This window comes from Streptomyces dangxiongensis, from assembly GCF_003675325.1.
Lineage (GTDB): Bacteria > Actinomycetota > Actinomycetes > Streptomycetales > Streptomycetaceae > Streptomyces > Streptomyces dangxiongensis.
The window spans coordinates 3,245,251-3,259,965 of the sequence record NZ_CP033073.1 but is presented as its reverse complement, the minus strand read 5'-3'; the positions used below and the strand labels follow the sequence as shown (position 1 = coordinate 3,259,965).

The window sequence follows — 14,715 nt, the reverse complement described above, 5'->3', positions numbered from 1 at the left end:
AGGGCCGTGTGCATTCCCCCGCAGGGATGTTCGAACAAGGGACATCCGTGTCAGCGGGAACGCGACACGCCCGACCGCGTGGGTCGGAAGGAAGGATACGGAACCACCGGGTTCCAGAGCGTGAGAAGAGACAGGACTACTGAGTAGCCATGGCGGGACAGAAGATCCGCATTCGGCTCAAGGCCTACGACCACGAGGTCATCGACTCTTCGGCGAAGAAGATCGTCGAGACGGTGACGCGCACGGGTGCGTCGGTCGCGGGCCCGGTGCCGCTGCCCACTGAGAAGAACGTGTACTGCGTCATCAAGTCGCCGCACAAGTACAAGGACTCGCGCGAGCACTTCGAGATGCGCACGCACAAGCGCCTGATCGACATCCTCGACCCGACGCCCAAGACCGTTGACTCTCTGATGCGACTCGACCTCCCGGCCGGTGTCGACATCGAGATCAAGCTCTGAGGCCGGGTGATCTGAGAGATGACTAAGCAGATCAAGGGCATCCTGGGCGAGAAGCTCGGCATGACGCAGGTGTGGGACGAGAACAACCGTGTTGTTCCGGTCACCGTCGTCAAGGCCGGCCCCAACGTCGTCACCCAGGTTCGTACGAACGATGTCGACGGCTACGAGTCGGTCCAGATCGCCTTCGGCGAGATCGACCCGCGCAAGGTGAACAAGCCCCTCAAGGGCCACTTCGCCAAGGCCGACGTCACTCCCCGCCGCCACCTCGTCGAGATCCGCACCGCGGACGCCTCCGAGTACACGCTGGGCCAGGAGATCACCGCTGAGGTGTTCGAGGCCGGCGTGAAGGTCGACGTGACCGGCAAGAGCAAGGGCAAGGGCTTCGCCGGTGTCATGAAGCGTCACAACTTCAAGGGCCTCGGCGCCGGACACGGCACCCAGCGCAAGCACCGCTCCCCCGGCTCCATCGGTGGCTGTGCCACCCCGGGCCGTGTGTTCAAGGGCCTCCGTATGGCGGGTCGCATGGGCAACGAGCGGGTCACCACCCAGAACCTGACCGTCCACGCCGTTGACGCGGAGAAGGGTCTGCTGCTCATCAAGGGCGCGGTTCCCGGTCCGAACGGCGGCCTCGTCCTGGTCCGCACCGCGGCCAAGGGGGCCTGAGGTAACCGATGAGCACTGTTGACATCCTTTCGCCGGCGGGCGACAAGGCCGGTACCGTCGAGCTCCCCGCGGAGATCTTCGACGTGGAAAAGATCAGCATTCCGCTGATCCACCAGGTCGTCGTCGCGCAGCTGGCCGCTGCCCGCCAGGGCACCCACAAGACCAAGAGGCGTGGCGAGGTCCGCGGCGGTGGCAAGAAGCCGTACCGCCAGAAGGGCACCGGTCGCGCCCGTCAGGGCTCGACCCGCGCGCCGCAGTTCGCCGGTGGTGGCGTCGTGCACGGTCCCGTGCCGCGTGACTACTCGCAGCGCACCCCGAAGAAGATGAAGGCCGCGGCCCTGCGCCACGCCCTCACCGACCGGGCGCGTCACAACCGCATCCACGTCGTCTCCGGCGTGATCGAGGGCGCGAACCCCAGCACGAAGGCCGCCAGGAGCCTGTTCGGCAAGATCTCGGAGCGCAAGAACCTGCTCCTGGTCGTCGAGCGCGCCGACGAGGCCGCGTGGCTGTCCGCCCGCAACCTGCCCCAGGTCCACATCCTGGAGCCGGGCCAGCTGAACACGTACGACGTTCTCGTCTCGGACGACGTGGTCTTCACCCAGGCCGCTTTCGAGTCCTTCGTGTCCGGCCCGAAGGCCACTGACACCGAAGGGAGCGAGGTCTGATGGCCATCCGTCACCCCGCTATCGCCTCGAAGGCCGCCAAGGCAGCCAAGGCCGCGCGCGTCGCCAAGGCGCGCCGTCACGCCGCCGAGGGCAAGAACACGGTCGAGACCCCGCTGAGCAAGTCCTTCACGGACCCCCGTGACGTGCTGCTCAAGCCGGTCGTCTCCGAGAAGAGCTACGCGCTCCTCGACGAGAACAAGTACACGTTCATCGTCGCCCCGGGCGCCAACAAGACCCAGATCAAGCAGGCCGTCCAGGCGGTCTTCGACGTCAAGGTCACCGGGGTCAACACGATCAACCGCCAGGGCAAGCGCAAGCGCACGAAGACCGGTTTCGGTCAGCGTGCCGGCAGCAAGCGCGCGATCGTGACCCTCGCCGAGGGCGACCGTATCGACATCTTCGGCGGTCCGACCGCCTGAGGGCGGTCCGGATCGTCCGATATCGGACGAGGACTGAGAAATGGGAATCCGCAAGTACAAGCCGACTACGCCGGGCCGTCGTGGCGCCAGCGTCGCCGACTTCGTCGAGGTCACGCGGTCCACGCCGGAGAAGTCGCTGGTCCGTCCCCTGCACAGCAAGGGCGGCCGTAACAACGCCGGTCGTGTGACCGTTCGCCACCAGGGTGGCGGACACAAGCGCGCCTACCGTGTGATCGACTTCCGTCGTCACGACAAGGACGGCGTGCCGGCCAAGGTCGCGCACATCGAGTACGACCCCAACCGCACCGCGCGCATCGCGCTGCTGCACTACGCGGACGGCGAGAAGCGCTACATCCTCGCCCCGCGTAACCTCCAGCAGGGCGACACCGTGGAGAACGGTCCCGGGGCCGACATCAAGCCGGGCAACAACCTGGCCCTCCGCAACATCCCGGTCGGTACCACGATCCACGCGATCGAGCTCCGTCCCGGTGGCGGTGCCAAGTTCGCCCGCTCCGCCGGTACCTCCGTGCAGCTCCTCGCGAAGGAGGGCGCCTACGCCCACCTGCGCATGCCGTCCGGTGAGATCCGTCTGGTCGACGTGCGCTGCCGCGCCACCGTCGGCGAGGTCGGCAACGCCGAGCAGAGCAACATCAACTGGGGCAAGGCGGGCCGCAAGCGGTGGCTGGGCGTTCGCCCGACCGTCCGTGGTGTCGTCATGAACCCGGTCGACCACCCGCACGGTGGTGGTGAGGGCCGGACCTCCGGTGGCCGCCACCCCGTGTCCCCGTGGGGCAAGAAGGAAGGCCGTACTCGTTCGCCCAAGAAGGCGTCGAACAAGTACATCGTCCGCCGCCGCAAGACGAACAAGAAGCGCTAAGGACGGGTTGAGATGCCTCGTAGCTTGAAGAAGGGGCCCTTCGTCGACGACCACCTGATCAAGAAGGTGGACTCGCAGAACGAAGCCGGCACCAAGAACGTCATCAAGACCTGGTCCCGTCGCTCGATGATCGTCCCGGCGATGCTCGGCCACACGATCGCGGTGCACAACGGCAAGACCCACATCCCGGTGTTCGTCACCGAGTCGATGGTCGGCCACAAGCTCGGCGAGTTCTCGCCGACGCGCACCTTCCGGGGCCACGTCAAGGATGACCGGAAGTCGAAGCGCCGCTAGCAGCGGATCGCATTCAGACACGTAAGTAACTGAAGGGACAACCATGGAAGCCAGGGCCCAGGCGCGGTACATCCGCGTCACGCCCATGAAGGCCCGCCGCGTGGTGGACCTCATCCGTGGCATGGACGCCACGGAGGCCCAGGCCGTCCTGCGATTCGCTCCGCAGGCCGCCTCCGTGCCGGTCGGCAAGGTGCTCGACAGCGCCATCGCCAACGCCGCGCACAACTACGACCACACCGACGTCGACAGCCTCGTCATTTCCGAGGCCTACGTCGACGAGGGCCCGACCCTGAAGCGGTTCCGTCCGCGTGCCCAGGGCCGTGCCTACCGGATCCGCAAGCGGACCAGCCACATCACCGTGGTCGTCAGCAGCAAGGAAGGAACCCGGTAATGGGCCAGAAGGTAAACCCGCACGGGTTCCGGCTCGGTGTCACGACCGACTTCAAGTCGCGTTGGTACGCCGACAAGCTGTACAAGGACTACGTCAAGGAAGACGTCGCCATCCGTCGGATGATGACGTCCGGCATGGAGCGCGCCGGCATCTCCAAGGTGGAGATCGAGCGCACCCGTGACCGCGTGCGTGTGGACATCCACACCGCTCGTCCGGGCATCGTCATCGGCCGCCGTGGCGCCGAGGCCGACCGCATCCGCGGTGACCTCGAGAAGCTCACGGGCAAGCAGGTCCAGCTGAACATCCTCGAGGTCAAGAACCCCGAGACCGATGCCCAGCTGGTCGCCCAGGCCGTCGCCGAGCAGCTCTCCTCCCGCGTCTCCTTCCGTCGGGCCATGCGCAAGAGCATGCAGTCCGCCATGAAGGCCGGCGCCAAGGGCATCAAGATCCAGTGCGGTGGCCGCCTCGGTGGCGCCGAGATGTCCCGCTCGGAGTTCTACCGCGAGGGCCGCGTGCCCCTGCACACGCTCCGCGCGAACGTGGACTACGGCTTCTTCGAGGCCAAGACGACCTTCGGCCGCATCGGTGTGAAGGTCTGGATCTACAAGGGCGATGTCAAGAACATCGCTGAGGTCCGCGCCGAGAACGCCGCTGCCCGTGCGGGTAACCGCCCGGCCCGCGGTGGCGCCGACCGCCCGGCCCGTGGTGGCCGCGGTGGCGAGCGTGGCGGGCGCGGTCGCAAGCCGCAGCAGGCTGCCGGCGCCGAGGCCCCCAAGGCCGAGGCTCCCGCGTCCGCTCCGGCTGAGAGCACCGGAACGGAGGCCTGACCGACATGCTGATCCCCCGTAGGGTCAAGCACCGCAAGCAGCACCACCCGAAGCGCCGCGGTCAGGCCAAGGGTGGTACGACGGTCGCGTTCGGCGAGTACGGCATTCAGGCCCTCACGCCGGCGTACGTGACCAACCGCCAGATCGAGGCGGCTCGTATCGCGATGACCCGCCACATCAAGCGTGGCGGCAAGGTCTGGATCAACATCTACCCGGACCGCCCGCTGACCAAGAAGCCCGCCGAGACCCGCATGGGTTCCGGTAAGGGTTCCCCCGAGTGGTGGATCGCGAACGTGCACCCGGGCCGGGTGATGTTCGAACTGTCCTACCCGAACGAGAAGATCGCCCGTGAGGCGCTTACTCGCGCAGCCCACAAGCTGCCGATGAAGTGCCGGATCGTCAAGCGCGAGGCAGGTGAAGCGTGATGTCGGCCGGTACCAAGGCGTCCGAGCTGCGCGAACTGGGTGACGAGGAGCTGCTGAACAAGCTCCGCGAAGCCAAGGAAGAGCTGTTCAACCTCCGCTTCCAGGCGGCGACGGGTCAGCTCGAGAACCACGGTCGGCTCAAGGCCGTCCGCAAGGACATCGCGCGGATCTACACCCTGATGCGTGAGCGCGAGCTGGGCATCGAGACGGTGGAGAGCGCCTGATGAGCGAGAGCAACGTGACTGAGCAGAACACCGAAGCGCGCGGTTTCCGCAAGACCCGTGAGGGTCTGGTCGTCAGCGACAAGATGGACAAGACCGTCGTCGTCGCCGTCGAGGACCGTGTCAAGCACGCGCTGTACGGCAAGGTCATCCGCCGTACGAACAAGCTCAAGGCCCACGACGAGCAGAACGCCGCGGGTGTCGGCGACCGCGTCCTCCTCATGGAGACCCGGCCGCTGTCCGCGACGAAGCGCTGGCGCGTCGTCGAGATCCTCGAGAAGGCCAAGTAATTCCTGCGGGCAAACCCGCAGGTCAGTTCCGCCAGGCTCGGCAGGGGTCCTCACCTGAGGCCCCTGCCGGGAACCGGCAGACGATCAGGAGATAGACGTGATCCAGCAGGAGTCGCGACTGCGCGTCGCCGACAACACTGGTGCGAAGGAAATCCTTTGCATCCGTGTGCTCGGTGGCTCCGGTCGCCGCTACGCGGGCATCGGTGACGTCATCGTCGCCACCGTCAAGGACGCGATCCCCGGTGGCAACGTGAAGAAGGGTGACGTCGTCAAGGCGGTCATCGTTCGCACCGTCAAGGAGCGCCGCCGTCCGGACGGCTCGTACATCCGCTTCGACGAGAACGCCGCCGTCATTCTGAAGAACGACGGTGACCCTCGCGGCACCCGCATCTTCGGCCCGGTCGGGCGCGAGCTGCGCGAGAAGAAGTTCATGAAGATCATCTCGCTGGCTCCGGAGGTGCTGTAAGCATGAAGATCAAGAAGGGCGACCTGGTCCAGGTCATCACCGGCAAGGACAAGGGCAAGCAGGGCAAGGTCATTGCCGCTTACCCGCGCGAGGACCGCGTCCTGGTCGAGGGTGTCAACCGGGTCAAGAAGCACACCAAGGCCGGCCCCACCGCCAGCGGTTCCCAGGCCGGCGGCATCGTGACCACCGAGGCCCCGATCCACGTCTCCAACGTTCAGTTGGTCGTGGAGAAGGACGGCGACAAGGTCGTCACGCGCGTCGGTTACCGCTTCGACGACGAGGGCAACAAGATCCGCGTTGCCAAGCGGACGGGTGAGGACATCTGATGGCTACCACCACGACTCCGCGTCTGAAGCAGAAGTACCGCGAGGAGATCGCGGGCAAGCTGCGTGACGAGTTCAAGTACGAGAACGTCATGCAGATCCCCGGCCTCGTCAAGATCGTGGTCAACATGGGTGTGGGCGATGCCGCCCGCGACTCCAAGCTGATCGACGGCGCCATCCGCGACCTCACCACGATCACCGGTCAGAAGCCGGCCGTCACCAAGGCCCGCAAGTCCATCGCGCAGTTCAAGCTGCGTGAGGGTCAGCCGATCGGTGCCCATGTCACGCTTCGTGGCGACCGCATGTGGGAGTTCCTGGACCGCACCCTGTCGCTCGCGCTGCCGCGCATCCGCGACTTCCGTGGTCTGTCCCCCAAGCAGTTCGACGGCCGTGGCAACTACACCTTCGGTCTCACGGAGCAGGTCATGTTCCACGAGATCGACCAGGACAAGATCGACCGTGTCCGGGGTATGGACATCACCGTGGTCACCACGGCGACCAACGACGCTGAGGGCCGCGCGCTCCTTCGTCACCTCGGCTTCCCGTTCAAGGAGGCGTGAGCGAGATGGCGAAGAAGGCTCTGATCGCTAAGGCTGCTCGCAAGCCGAAGTTCGGTGTGCGTGGCTACACCCGCTGCCAGCGTTGTGGCCGCCCGCACTCCGTGTACCGCAAGTTCGGCCTGTGCCGCGTGTGCCTTCGTGAGATGGCTCACCGTGGCGAGCTGCCGGGCGTGACCAAGAGCTCCTGGTAATCCCCTTCCAGGGATTCCGGAAGCTCTCGGTAAGCATCTGGGTAGGCAGAGGCCCGTCCCCGCATGCCGTAGGCTAGCGGGGTTGGGCGTCTGCCGCCCGTACGACTTACTACGCCGTAGGTCCACCGCGCCGCACCCGTCCCGTCTCGGATCGGGGAGAGGGATGGCGCACCAGGAAACCCCGGCGAGAGAGGCCGAAGGCCAATTCATGACCATGACTGATCCGATCGCAGACATGCTTACGCGTCTGCGGAACGCGAACTCGGCATACCACGACTCCGTGACGATGCCGGCATCGAAGATCAAGTCTCACATCGCGGAGATCCTCCAGCAGGAGGGCTTCATCACGGGCTGGAAGGTCGAGGACGCCGAAGTCGGCAAGAACCTCGTCCTGGAGCTGAAGTTCGGCCCCAACCGTGAGCGCTCCATCGCGGGGATCAAGCGCATCTCCAAGCCCGGTCTCCGGGTGTACGCGAAGTCCACCAACCTGCCGAAGGTGCTGGGCGGCCTGGGCGTGGCGATCATCTCCACGTCGCACGGTCTCCTCACCGACAAGCAGGCCGGCAAGAAGGGCGTGGGTGGGGAAGTCCTCGCCTACGTCTGGTAGCGGAAGGGAACGGAGGAAACAGCTATGTCGCGCATCGGCAAGCTCCCCATCGCGGTTCCCGCCGGCGTGGACGTCACCATCGACGGCCGTACGGTCAAGGTCAAGGGCCCCAAGGGCGAGCTGACCCACACCGTCGTGGCACCGATCGAGATCGTCAAGGGTGAGGACGGCGTTCTGAACGTCACCCGCCCGAACGACGAGCGTCAGAACAAGGCCCTGCACGGCCTGTCCCGCACGCTGGTGGCGAACATGATCACCGGCGTGACCACGGGTTACGTGAAGAAGCTCGAGATCAGTGGTGTCGGTTACCGAGTGACCGCCAAGGGTGCGAACCTCGAATTCGCGCTCGGCTACAGCCACCCGATCGTGGTCGAGGCCCCCGAAGGCATCACCTTCAAGGTCGAGGCGCCCACGCGTTTCTCGGTCGAGGGCATCGACAAGCAGAAGGTCGGCGAGGTTGCGGCCAACATCCGCAAGCTGCGCAAGCCCGACCCGTACAAGGCCAAGGGCGTCAAGTACGAGGGCGAAGTCATCCGCCGCAAGGTCGGAAAGGCGGGTAAGTAAGCCATGGCATACGGACAGAAGATCCTCAAGGGCGACGCCTACAAGCGCGCCGCGATCAAGCGCCGTCACATCCGGATCCGCAAGCGGATCGCCGGTACGGCGGAGCGTCCTCGCCTGGTGGTGACCCGCTCCAACCGCCACATCGTGGCCCAGGTGATCGACGACCTCAAGGGTCACACCCTTGCGTCGGCGTCCACCCTGGACACCTCGATCCGCGGTGGCGAGGGCGACAAGTCGGCGCAGGCCAAGCAGGTCGGCGCCCTGGTCGCCGAGCGTGCCAAGGCCGCCGGCGTCGAGGCCGTCGTATTCGACCGTGGTGGCAACCAGTACGCCGGGCGCATCGCCGCTCTGGCGGATGCCGCCCGTGAAGCGGGACTCAAGTTCTGAGTCGCCCGTCGCGGCAGCGACTTATGTTGCTGCGTAGCTAGCGGAGACAGAGAGAGGTAATTCCAATGGCTGGACCCCAGCGCCGCGGTGGCGGTGCCGGTGGCGGCGAGCGGCGGGACCGGAAGGGCCGTGACGGCGGCGCAGCTGCCGCCGAGAAGACCGCGTACGTTGAGCGCGTCGTCGCGATCAACCGCGTCGCCAAGGTTGTGAAGGGTGGTCGTCGCTTCAGCTTCACCGCGCTGGTCGTGGTGGGCGACGGTGACGGCACCGTGGGTGTCGGATACGGCAAGGCCAAGGAGGTGCCGGCCGCCATCGCCAAGGGTGTTGAGGAGGCCAAGAAGCACTTCTTCAAGGTCCCCCGCATCCAGGGCACCATCCCTCACCCGATCACGGGTGAGAAGGCTGCGGGCGTCGTCCTGCTCAAGCCCGCCTCCCCCGGTACCGGCGTCATCGCCGGTGGCCCGGTGCGAGCCGTGCTCGAGTGCGCCGGCGTGCACGACATCCTGTCGAAGTCGCTCGGCTCGTCCAACGCGATCAACATCGTGCACGCGACCGTAGCGGCCCTGAAGGGCCTTCAGCGTCCCGAGGAGATCGCGGCTCGCCGTGGTCTGCCGCTCGAGGACGTCGCTCCCGCGGCTCTGCTGCGTGCGCGTGCCGGGGCTGGTGCTGCGTAATGGCTCAGCTCAAGATCACGCAGGTCAAGTCCTACATCGGCAGCAAGCAGAACCACCGTGACACTCTGCGGTCGCTTGGTCTCAAGGGGATCAACACCGTGGTCGTCAAGGAGGACCGCCCCGAGTTCCGCGGCATGGTGCATACCGTCCGCCACCTCGTGACGGTCGAGGAGGTCGACTGATCATGGCGGAGAACAACCCGCTGAAGATCCACAACCTCCGTCCCGCCCCGGGCGCCAAGACCGCGAAGACCCGTGTGGGTCGCGGTGAGGCGTCGAAGGGTAAGACGGCCGGTCGTGGTACCAAGGGCACGAAGGCCCGCTACCAGGTTCCGGAGCGCTTCGAGGGTGGCCAGATGCCCCTCCACATGCGTCTCCCGAAGCTCAAGGGCTTCAAGAACCCGTTCAAGACCGAGTACCAGGTCGTGAACCTCGACAAGCTGGCCTCTCTCTACCCCGAGGGTGGTGAGGTCACCGTCGAGTCGCTGATCGCGAAGGGTGCCGTTCGCAAGAACAGCCTCGTCAAGGTCCTCGGCCAGGGCGAGATCTCCGTGGCGCTCCAGGTGACGGTCGACGCCGTCTCCGGTTCCGCCAAGGAGAAGATCACCGCCGCCGGCGGCACGGTCACCGAGCTCGTCTGAGTCGCTCAGGCGACGCCTCGATGACGTAGAACGAACCCGACCGGGGATACCTCACAATGAGGTATCCCCGGTTGGTCGTTCCTAGGGAGGCAGTGTCGCCGGTATGGTGGCCTGCACTGTTCTTTTTCGTATTCGTCGAACCTCAGACCGTCACCCTTGACGCAGTTGCGCGGGGGTCGCAGGAGGCACCGTGCTCACCGCGTTCGCCCGGGCGTTCAGGACGCCCGACCTGCGCAAGAAGCTGCTCTTCACGCTGGGCATCATCGTGGTCTACCGGGTCGGTACCCACATTCCCATCCCCGGCGTCAACTACCAGGCCGTCCAGAAGTGTGTGAACGAGGCGTCGGGCAACCAGGGCCTGTTCGGTCTCGTGAACATGTTCAGCGGTGGCGCGCTGCTCCAGATCACGGTCTTCGCGCTCGGCATCATGCCGTACATCACCGCCAGCATCATCCTTCAGCTACTGACGGTGGTCATCCCGCGTCTGGAGGCCCTGAAGAAGGAGGGCCAGGCCGGCACGGCGAAGATCACGCAGTACACCCGCTACCTCACCGTGGCGCTGGCCATCCTCCAGGGCACCGGCCTGGTCGCCACCGCCCGCAGCGGCGCGCTCTTCAGCGGCTGCTCGGTCGCGTCGAGCATCGTTCCCGACCAGGCCATCTTCACGACGATCACCATGGTCATCTGCATGACCGCGGGTACGGCCGTCGTGATGTGGCTCGGTGAACTGGTCACCGACCGCGGCATCGGCAACGGCATGTCGATCCTGATGTTCATCTCGATCGCCGCGACGTTCCCGTCCGCGCTGTGGGCCATCAAGAAGCAGGGCACGCTGGCCGGCGGCTGGATCGAGTTCGGCACCGTCATCGCGGTGGGCCTGGTCATGGTCGGGCTCGTCGTCTTCGTCGAGCAGGCCCAGCGCCGCGTCCCGGTGCAGTACGCGAAGCGGATGATCGGCCGTCGGTCCTACGGCGGTACGTCCACCTACATCCCGCTCAAGGTGAACCAGGCGGGTGTGATCCCCGTCATCTTCGCCTCGTCGCTGCTCTACATCCCGGCGCTGGTCGCCCAGTTCGCGGGGAACGACAAGTCGGGCTGGAAGACCTGGGTCGAGCAGAACCTGACCAAGGGCGACCACCCGATCTACATCACCACGTACTTCCTGCTGATCGTTTTCTTCGCGTTCTTCTACGTGGCGATCTCCTTCAACCCCGAGGAAGTCGCCGACAACATGAAGAAGTATGGTGGCTTCATCCCGGGCATCCGGGCTGGCCGACCGACCGCTGAGTACCTCAGTTACGTGCTCAACCGGATCACCTGGCCGGGTTCGCTGTATCTGGGCCTGATCGCTCTCGTACCGACAATGGCGTTGGTGGGCTTTGGGGCAAGCCAGAACTTCCCCTTCGGCGGCACCAGCATCCTCATCATCGTGGGTGTCGGCCTCGAGACGGTGAAGCAGATCGAGAGCCAGCTCCAGCAGCGCAATTACGAAGGGTTCCTCCGCTGATGCGTATCGTCCTCGTCGGGCCGCCGGGTGCCGGTAAGGGAACGCAAGCCGTCCGGCTCGCAGAGCAGCTGACCATCCCGCACATCTCCACGGGCGACCTGTTCCGGGCCAACATCAGCCAGCAGACCGAGCTGGGCAAGCTCGCGAAGTCCTACATGGACGCCGGCAACCTCGTACCCGACGAGGTGACCATCGCGATGGCCAAGGACCGCATGGAGCAGCCGGACGCCGAGGGCGGTTTCCTGCTGGACGGCTTCCCGCGCAATGTCTCGCAGGCCCAGGCGCTGGACGAGCTGCTGGAGACCGAGGAGATCACGCTGGACGCGGTCCTGGACCTGGAGGTCCCCGAGGAAGAGGTCGTCAAGCGGATCGCCGGCCGGCGCATCTGCCGCAACGACTCCTCGCACGTCTTCCACGTGACGTACAGCCCGGCGAAGCAGGAGGGCGTCTGCGACGTCTGCGGCGGTGAGCTGTACCAGCGCGACGACGACTCCGAGGACACCGTCCGTAAGCGGCTCGAGGTCTACCACACGCAGACCGAGCCGATCATCGACTACTACAAGGCGCAGGGCCTGGTCGTGACGATCTCCTCCCTGGGCCCGGTGGACGAGATCACGCAGCGGGCGCTGGAGGCCCTCAAGCGCGAGAAGGCCGAGCAGTAGATCCCGGCCCTTCCGGCCGCGGTGCCCTCCTCCTCCCGGACTCCGTCCGGGGAGACCCCCTGGGCGCCGCGGCCGTACTGTTGTACAGGTAACCCAGCCGACGTGAGTGACGGAGAGCGCAGGCCCCCCATGGTGCAGATCAAGACCCCCGAGCAGATCGCCAGGATGCGGGCGGCGGGCCTGGTCGTCGCCGCCATCCACGCGGCCACGCGCGAGGCCGCCGTGCCGGGTGCCAGCACCAGGGATCTGGACGAGGTGGCCCGCAAGGTGCTCGCCGAGCACGGCGCCCGGTCGAACTTCCTCGGTTACGGCGGCTTCCCGGCCACCATCTGCACCTCCGTGAACGATGTCGTCGTGCACGGCATCCCCTCCGGTGACGTCGTCCTGAAGGACGGCGACATCATCTCCATCGACTGCGGCGCGATCGTCGACGGCTGGCACGGCGACGCGGCCTACACGGCGTTCGTCGGCTCCGGGCACGCGCCCGAGCTGATCGAGCTGTCGCGGGTGACGGAGGAGTCGATGTGGGCCGGCATCGCGGCCATGAAGCAGGGCAACCGCCTGGTCGACATCTCCCGGGCGATCGAGACGTACATCCGCCGCCAGCCCAAGCCCGGCGGCGGCAGGTACGGGATCATCGAGGACTACGGCGGCCACGGCATCGGCACCGAGATGCACATGGACCCGCACCTGCTGAACTACGTCGACCGCCGGCGCGGCAAGGGCCCGAAGCTGGTCCCCGGTTTCTGCCTGGCGATCGAGCCGATGGTCTCCCTCGGCACCCCGCGCACCGAGGTCCTCGAGGACGACTGGACCGTCATCACCACGGACGGCACCTGGTCCTCCCACTGGGAGCACTCGGTCGCCCTCACCGAGCAGGGGCCGCTGGTCCTGACGGCCCCGGACGGCGGCCGGGCGAAGCTGGCGGAGTACGGCATCACGACCGCTCCGGACCCGCTCGCATAAGGATCACCCGCGTGGGGCAGACTTCCTCGATTCGCCTTTCCGGGTGTGCCGACGTAGACTGACTCGTCGGCTCTCGTGCACCCGCATGTCCGCATGCTCCCGCAAGGGAATCCCAGGGAATGCCCGAGGGTCGATCAAGGTAGTCGATTCGAAGGGCGAAGCGTGGCCAAGAAGCAAGGTGCCATCGAGATCGAGGGCACTGTCGTCGAGTCTCTTCCGAACGCCATGTTCAAGGTCGAGCTCCAGAACGGCCACCAGGTCCTGGCACACATCAGCGGCAAGATGCGTATGCACTACATCCGTATCCTCCCTGATGACCGGGTCGTGGTGGAGCTTTCTCCGTACGACCTCACGCGTGGCCGGATCGTCTACCGGTACAAGTAGATCTTGCCCGAGCCCCGGGCCCGCCCGGAGCGATGGCACTGACCCGGAGAACCTCACCCCATGAAGGTCAAGCCGAGCGTCAAGAAGATCTGCGACAAGTGCAGGGTGATCCGCCGTCACGGCCGGGTCATGGTCATCTGCGAGAACCCGCGCCACAAGCAGCGCCAGGGCTGACGCAGGAACACCACCCTCTGCACCGCTATCGCAGAGATTCGCGCGACGCGAGCTGAATATGTTCATACGCAGGGCCCAAGTCGTCGCGAGCGGCTTGACACCCCCGGTCGGAGGCCGGGGACCCGGTTCGTACCTGGTACGGCGGCCGGGAACCGGTCCTGTGGAAGACCTCCGAAGATTCACCAGGAGCCATTGAATGGCACGCGTTTCCGGTGTCGACATCCCGCGCGACAAGCGCGTGGAGATCGCGCTCACCTACGTGTTCGGCATCGGCCGGACCCTCTCGAAGGAGACGCTGGCTGCGACCGGCGTCGACCCGAACGCCCGCGTCCGTGACCTGTCCGAAGAGCAGTTGGTCGCGATCCGCGAGTACGTCGACAACAACATCAAGACCGAGGGTGACCTCCGTCGCGAGATCCAGGCCGACATCCGCCGCAAGGTCGAGATCGGTACCTACCAGGGTCTCCGTCACCGTCGCGGTCTGCCTGTCCGCGGTCAGCGCACCAGCACCAACGCTCGTACCCGCAAGGGTCCGCGTCGCGCCATCGCCGGCAAGAAGAAGCCGGGCAAGAAGTAGTCCGCAGCGGACATCTGTCCACGGTCTTCGCTGTAGGACCGACCACCTCCCTAGGAGTAAGTAGATGCCCCCCAAGGGACGTCAGGGCGCCGTCAAGAAGGTGCGCCGCAAGGAAAAGAAGAACGTCGCTCATGGCAATGCCTACATCAAGAGCACGTTCAACAACACGATCGTCTCCATCACGGACCCGTCCGGCAACGTGATCTCCTGGGCCTCCGCCGGCCACGTCGGCTTCAAGGGCTCCCGGAAGTCCACGCCGTTCGCCGCGCAGATGGCCGCCGAGTCGGCTGCACGCCGCGCGCAGGAGCACGGCATGCGCCGCGTCGACGTGTTCGTCAAGGGCCCGGGTGCCGGTCGTGAGACCGCGATCCGTTCCCTGCAGGCCACGGGTCTCGAGGTCGGCTCCATCCAGGACGTCACCCCGACCCCGCACAACGGCTGCCGCCCGCCGAAGCGTCGTCGCGTCTGACGCGTCGGCCGCGTGTCGGTCTGGGGTTTCCGGG

Annotated in this window: 28 protein-coding genes; all 28 read left to right on the top strand. The window is 66.2% G+C overall.

Annotated elements, in window-relative coordinates:
• Nucleotides 1-149: 149 nt before the first annotated feature.
• On the top strand, nt 150-458 hold the full coding sequence (gene rpsJ / locus D9753_RS14395) for a 30S ribosomal protein S10 (RefSeq protein WP_003948644.1): 309 nt from the start codon (nt 150-152) through the stop codon (nt 456-458).
• Between the two features lie 18 nt (nt 459-476).
• The gene (gene rplC, locus D9753_RS14390; protein ID WP_046583594.1) at nt 477-1,121 is read left to right on the top strand and encodes a 50S ribosomal protein L3; all 645 of its coding nucleotides are present in this window, start codon (nt 477-479) and stop codon (nt 1,119-1,121) included.
• Between the two features lie 8 nt (nt 1,122-1,129).
• On the top strand, nt 1,130-1,786 hold the full coding sequence (gene rplD / locus D9753_RS14385; protein ID WP_121787377.1) for a 50S ribosomal protein L4: 657 nt from the start codon (nt 1,130-1,132) through the stop codon (nt 1,784-1,786).
• Nucleotides 1,786-2,205: a 50S ribosomal protein L23 gene (rplW, locus tag D9753_RS14380; protein ID WP_121787376.1), complete on the top strand. Its 420-nt coding sequence runs from the start codon at nt 1,786-1,788 to the stop codon at nt 2,203-2,205. The genes rplD and rplW overlap by 1 nt, the downstream gene beginning before the upstream one ends.
• Nucleotides 2,206-2,245: 40 nt before the next feature.
• On the top strand, nt 2,246-3,082 hold the full coding sequence (gene rplB / locus D9753_RS14375; RefSeq protein ID WP_121787375.1) for a 50S ribosomal protein L2: 837 nt from the start codon (nt 2,246-2,248) through the stop codon (nt 3,080-3,082).
• Between the two features lie 12 nt (nt 3,083-3,094).
• Nucleotides 3,095-3,376 carry a 30S ribosomal protein S19 gene (gene rpsS, locus D9753_RS14370; RefSeq protein WP_031076666.1) on the top strand — a complete coding sequence of 94 codons (282 nt, stop codon included), beginning with the start codon at nt 3,095-3,097 and terminating at the stop codon, nt 3,374-3,376.
• Between the two features lie 43 nt (nt 3,377-3,419).
• Nucleotides 3,420-3,767, top strand: coding sequence for a 50S ribosomal protein L22 (rplV, locus tag D9753_RS14365; RefSeq protein ID WP_026252021.1), 348 nt, complete (start codon nt 3,420-3,422; stop codon nt 3,765-3,767).
• On the top strand, nt 3,767-4,594 hold the full coding sequence (rpsC, locus tag D9753_RS14360) for a 30S ribosomal protein S3 (protein ID WP_116148545.1): 828 nt from the start codon (nt 3,767-3,769) through the stop codon (nt 4,592-4,594). Before rplV ends, rpsC begins: the two co-directional genes overlap by 1 nt.
• Before the next feature lie 5 nt (nt 4,595-4,599).
• The gene (rplP, locus tag D9753_RS14355; protein ID WP_004927269.1) at nt 4,600-5,019 is read left to right on the top strand and encodes a 50S ribosomal protein L16; all 420 of its coding nucleotides are present in this window, start codon (nt 4,600-4,602) and stop codon (nt 5,017-5,019) included.
• Nucleotides 5,019-5,243: a 50S ribosomal protein L29 gene (gene rpmC, locus D9753_RS14350; RefSeq protein WP_005481220.1), complete on the top strand. Its 225-nt coding sequence runs from the start codon at nt 5,019-5,021 to the stop codon at nt 5,241-5,243. The genes rplP and rpmC overlap by 1 nt, the downstream gene beginning before the upstream one ends.
• A complete protein-coding gene (rpsQ, locus tag D9753_RS14345) occupies nt 5,243-5,530 on the top strand; it encodes a 30S ribosomal protein S17 (RefSeq protein ID WP_030641193.1) in 288 nt (95 codons plus the stop codon). Before rpmC ends, rpsQ begins: the two co-directional genes overlap by 1 nt.
• A gap of 97 nt (nt 5,531-5,627) precedes the next feature.
• Complete coding sequence (gene rplN / locus D9753_RS14340) at nt 5,628-5,996, top strand: 50S ribosomal protein L14 (protein WP_003998823.1); 369 nt, start codon at nt 5,628-5,630, stop codon at nt 5,994-5,996.
• A gap of 2 nt (nt 5,997-5,998) precedes the next feature.
• Nucleotides 5,999-6,322, top strand: coding sequence for a 50S ribosomal protein L24 (gene rplX, locus D9753_RS14335; RefSeq protein ID WP_121787374.1), 324 nt, complete (start codon nt 5,999-6,001; stop codon nt 6,320-6,322).
• Nucleotides 6,322-6,879 (top strand): 50S ribosomal protein L5, encoded by a 558-nt coding sequence (rplE, locus tag D9753_RS14330; RefSeq protein WP_121787373.1) that lies wholly within the window; start codon nt 6,322-6,324, stop codon nt 6,877-6,879. The genes rplX and rplE overlap by 1 nt, the downstream gene beginning before the upstream one ends.
• A gap of 5 nt (nt 6,880-6,884) precedes the next feature.
• A complete protein-coding gene (locus tag D9753_RS14325; RefSeq protein ID WP_003948630.1) occupies nt 6,885-7,070 on the top strand; it encodes a type Z 30S ribosomal protein S14 in 186 nt (61 codons plus the stop codon).
• A 208-nt stretch (nt 7,071-7,278) separates the two neighbouring features.
• Nucleotides 7,279-7,677: a 30S ribosomal protein S8 gene (gene rpsH, locus D9753_RS14315; RefSeq protein WP_007384075.1), complete on the top strand. Its 399-nt coding sequence runs from the start codon at nt 7,279-7,281 to the stop codon at nt 7,675-7,677.
• Between the two features lie 24 nt (nt 7,678-7,701).
• Entirely contained in the window at nt 7,702-8,241 is a 540-nt protein-coding gene (gene rplF / locus D9753_RS14310; protein WP_121787372.1) for a 50S ribosomal protein L6, read from the top strand.
• A gap of 3 nt (nt 8,242-8,244) precedes the next feature.
• On the top strand, nt 8,245-8,628 hold the full coding sequence (gene rplR, locus D9753_RS14305) for a 50S ribosomal protein L18 (RefSeq protein ID WP_030174556.1): 384 nt from the start codon (nt 8,245-8,247) through the stop codon (nt 8,626-8,628).
• A gap of 65 nt (nt 8,629-8,693) precedes the next feature.
• Nucleotides 8,694-9,302: a 30S ribosomal protein S5 gene (gene rpsE, locus D9753_RS14300; RefSeq protein ID WP_007384078.1), complete on the top strand. Its 609-nt coding sequence runs from the start codon at nt 8,694-8,696 to the stop codon at nt 9,300-9,302.
• A complete protein-coding gene (rpmD, locus tag D9753_RS14295; RefSeq protein WP_003998814.1) occupies nt 9,302-9,484 on the top strand; it encodes a 50S ribosomal protein L30 in 183 nt (60 codons plus the stop codon). The genes rpsE and rpmD overlap by 1 nt, the downstream gene beginning before the upstream one ends.
• A 2-nt stretch (nt 9,485-9,486) precedes the next feature.
• On the top strand, nt 9,487-9,942 hold the full coding sequence (gene rplO / locus D9753_RS14290) for a 50S ribosomal protein L15 (RefSeq protein ID WP_121787371.1): 456 nt from the start codon (nt 9,487-9,489) through the stop codon (nt 9,940-9,942).
• Between the two features lie 190 nt (nt 9,943-10,132).
• Nucleotides 10,133-11,449, top strand: coding sequence for a preprotein translocase subunit SecY (gene secY, locus D9753_RS14285; RefSeq protein ID WP_121787370.1), 1,317 nt, complete (start codon nt 10,133-10,135; stop codon nt 11,447-11,449).
• The gene (locus D9753_RS14280; protein WP_121787369.1) at nt 11,449-12,111 is read left to right on the top strand and encodes an adenylate kinase; all 663 of its coding nucleotides are present in this window, start codon (nt 11,449-11,451) and stop codon (nt 12,109-12,111) included. The genes secY and D9753_RS14280 overlap by 1 nt, the downstream gene beginning before the upstream one ends.
• A gap of 129 nt (nt 12,112-12,240) precedes the next feature.
• A complete protein-coding gene (map, locus tag D9753_RS14275) occupies nt 12,241-13,077 on the top strand; it encodes a type I methionyl aminopeptidase (protein WP_121787368.1) in 837 nt (278 codons plus the stop codon).
• Between the two features lie 162 nt (nt 13,078-13,239).
• Entirely contained in the window at nt 13,240-13,461 is a 222-nt protein-coding gene (gene infA, locus D9753_RS14270; protein ID WP_003948620.1) for a translation initiation factor IF-1, read from the top strand.
• Nucleotides 13,462-13,521: 60 nt separating this feature from the next.
• Nucleotides 13,522-13,635 carry a 50S ribosomal protein L36 gene (rpmJ, locus tag D9753_RS14265; RefSeq protein WP_003998809.1) on the top strand — a complete coding sequence of 38 codons (114 nt, stop codon included), beginning with the start codon at nt 13,522-13,524 and terminating at the stop codon, nt 13,633-13,635.
• 196 nt (nt 13,636-13,831) lie between these two features.
• Nucleotides 13,832-14,212, top strand: coding sequence for a 30S ribosomal protein S13 (rpsM, locus tag D9753_RS14260; protein WP_121787367.1), 381 nt, complete (start codon nt 13,832-13,834; stop codon nt 14,210-14,212).
• Nucleotides 14,213-14,276: 64 nt separating this feature from the next.
• Entirely contained in the window at nt 14,277-14,681 is a 405-nt protein-coding gene (gene rpsK, locus D9753_RS14255; RefSeq protein ID WP_121787366.1) for a 30S ribosomal protein S11, read from the top strand.
• The last annotated feature ends 34 nt before the right edge of the window (nt 14,682-14,715 follow it).